The organism is Kaarinaea lacus, assembly GCF_975902315.1.
The window spans coordinates 1-2863 of the sequence record NZ_CDLKIE010000245.1 but is presented as its reverse complement, the minus strand read 5'-3'; the positions used below and the strand labels follow the sequence as shown (position 1 = coordinate 2863).

The window sequence follows — 2863 nt, the reverse complement described above, 5'->3', positions numbered from 1 at the left end:
GTTAACCGAAAAAGGCTGTACCGCATTACCCTACCATGCCGGATTGTCCGATGAGCTACGCCGCCAGCACCAGGAACGCTTTTTACGCGAAGATGGTATCATCATTGTGGCTACCATTGCCTTCGGTATGGGCATTGACAAACCTGATGTACGTTTTGTGGCGCATCTTAACCTGCCAAAAAGTATCGAAGCCTATTACCAGGAAACCGGCCGTGCCGGTCGCGATGGTGAACCGGCCAATGCATGGATGAATTATGGCTTGCAGGACGTCATTACCCTGCGCCAGTGGAACCAACAGGCCGACGCCAGTGAACACTATAAACGGGTTACTCATTCCAAGCTCGAAGCCATACTGGGCTTATGCGAACTGACCACTTGCCGCCGCCAGTCACTATTAGCCTATTTTGATGAAATGCAAAATCAGGTTTGCGGCAATTGCGATAACTGCCTGCAACCACCACAAACGTGGGATGCCACCATTGCCGTGCAGAAACTACTCTCCTGCATCTACCGTACTGAGCAACGTTTCGGCGCAGGTTATATTATTGATGTATTAACCGGTAAAACGGATGAGCGTATCCAGCGCAACGGACACGATAAATTAAGTACTTTTAATATTGGTAATGAACTTAGCAATGCAGAGTGGCGCAGCGTGATCCGGCAGCTTATTGCCCAAAACTTTCTCGAATCAGACATGGAAGGACATGGTTCACTTTTGTTAACCGAACAATGTCGCCCACTGTTGCGTGGCGAGAAAAACATTGAGCTGCGGAAAATTACCCCGCAGGATAAACAGAAAGCAAAATCGCAGAAGAAAAGCAGCAAGCTGAGAGCTTGTGATGAGGCCTTGTACGATGCGTTACGCAGTTTACGCCTGAGACTCGCCAACGAACAAGGAGTACCGGCATACGTCATCTTCCATGACCAGACCCTGCAAGACATGACGCGCCTGCGTCCCGAGGATGCCACGGCGCTGCGATATATCAATGGTGTTGGTGAACGCAAACTGGAGCGTTACGGACAGGCTTTCCTGGATGAAATTAAAGCGCACCCCCTCCCCAGGCTATTAAACAATTCACTTAACGAAACCACCAATGAAACCCTGTTACTCTACCTGCAGGGAAACGATGCAGAAGCTATTGCCAGGCAAAGGAATTTAAAAATTTCTACCATCTATACACACTTCGCCGACGCTATTGCCGCAGACCTGATTGATGCGCGAGAGATATTACCCCTCGATAACGCCCAAATCAGAGAAATTATCAATACTTTCGAATTACTTGGCATTAATGAAACAGACAGCTTGAAACCGGCCTATGAAGCAATGGATCAGGCCTACGATTACAGTCTGTTAAAGTGCGTGCTTGCATCCAGCCTCAGAACAGGGATGTTGTGATTCTGCGTGGGAAAGAGTCTCTGATTTTTCAAAACATACGCATTACATGAAGTAATTGCCATTTAGCGCTTACCTTTGCTTAATACCCGATCTATACCAAGGTCCATCAACAAATCCATATTGCGAACCGGAATAGTGTCTGTATCCATCGAATTGCGCGCCTTTTCTATACTGTCTTCGCGAATTAAATGAAACATTGGGTATGGCGAACGATTGGTGTAATTTCTAACGTCATCTTTTTCCAGGTCTGCGAACTGGTATTCAGGGTGGAAACTCGCCACCTGGATAATACCCTCTGCATCCAGCTTCTCAATGATTGAATCAACTACATTTAGAAACTGGTTGTAGTCAAAAAAGTCATGCAGCATTAACGGAGCAATAACAAGCGTGGTTTCTACTTCCTGCGGATCCGCCTCCTTTAATAATAGAACTTCGTCGATCAATTTTTCCGCTAATGCCTGTTCGGTAGTAACCGCATAACTGACATAGCGAATCCGTTTTTCCTTATAGGGTTTAACTGCGAATGGGCAAAAGTTGTGCTTGATGACAAAATGTTCCAGCCACTGTTTGGTTGCATCAATGACCTGAGCATCACCTGCGCTTAGGTTCATTTCGACACCTTCTCGGCAAGCACAACATCATCACCCAACTTAACATGCCCCTCACTGATCACACGACAACAAACACCTCCTCGCCAATTAGCTTTTAGCACATCATACAGCCCCGTTGCTGCTTCCGTCATACGCTCGCAAGGATCAGTCTCTTGCGTGATTCTCAGAACAACATCGCCTACGACAATTGTTTTTCCTGCGGTGTTTTCCAGATCAAGCTCATCGACCAGCAAGTTAGCGCGACGAGTCGTCCAGGGTAACTCAGTACCCAGAATTGCATTGGCATCCTGCCACGCCTTTTGCGACATAACAGTAACCTGTCTTTTAGAAGGTTTTCCCCGAAAATCGTCCTCGACACCTTTACCCAGGCTAATGAAAGCCTTATTCAAGGTTTGCATTGGACCACGCTTTTTGTGTCTGATCGCGATACCGATAAGTTTTGCCATAATGAAAACAAAATTAAATATGCATTGTGATTATTATATACGTTTGCCGCGACAGGCTGGACAGGAGTAATTATCCATACCGACTAGTCATCACGTGTCGCAAACCAGATGAAATGTCGTGCTCCCTTCGATCCATGGGCACGCACACGAACTTCTTCTACCGTAAATCCCACCTTTCGCAGCCGTTTTAAAAATTGTTGATCTGGACCAGCAGACCACACAGCCAGTACGCCATGAGTCCGAAGTGCGGCATAGGCTTCGCTCAATCCGTTGATACTATAGAGCCAATCGTTCTCCTTACGCGTGAGTCCCTCCGGACCATTGTCAACATCCAGCAAAATGGCATCATAAGCCTGTTGCTCTGACTTTATAAACCGAGCAACATCTCCCTCGCGCACTGTCACTCGCGG

4 protein-coding genes are annotated in these 2863 nt (G+C 47.0%); 1 reads left to right on the top strand and 3 read right to left on the bottom strand.

What is annotated here, in order from left to right; all coding sequences use genetic code 11:
• The coding region (locus ACWVCM_RS07610) for an RQC domain-containing protein (RefSeq protein ID WP_455201131.1) at positions 1–1396 on the top strand (1396 nt) is incomplete at its 5' end.
• Positions 1397–1458: 62 nt separating this feature from the next.
• Here the strand turns inward: ACWVCM_RS07610 and ACWVCM_RS07605 are convergent.
• The 3 genes from ACWVCM_RS07605 to ACWVCM_RS07595 all read right to left on the bottom strand — a co-directional run.
• Positions 1459–2007 (bottom strand): DUF1415 domain-containing protein, encoded by a 549-nt coding sequence (locus ACWVCM_RS07605; protein ID WP_455201130.1) that lies wholly within the window; start codon positions 2005–2007, stop codon positions 1459–1461.
• Positions 2004–2453 (bottom strand): MOSC domain-containing protein, encoded by a 450-nt coding sequence (locus ACWVCM_RS07600; protein ID WP_455201129.1) that lies wholly within the window; start codon positions 2451–2453, stop codon positions 2004–2006. Before ACWVCM_RS07600 ends, ACWVCM_RS07605 begins: the two co-directional genes overlap by 4 nt.
• Before the next feature lie 83 nt (positions 2454–2536).
• Positions 2537–2863: hypothetical protein (locus ACWVCM_RS07595; RefSeq protein ID WP_455201128.1), on the bottom strand; the 327-nt coding region annotated here is incomplete at its 5' end.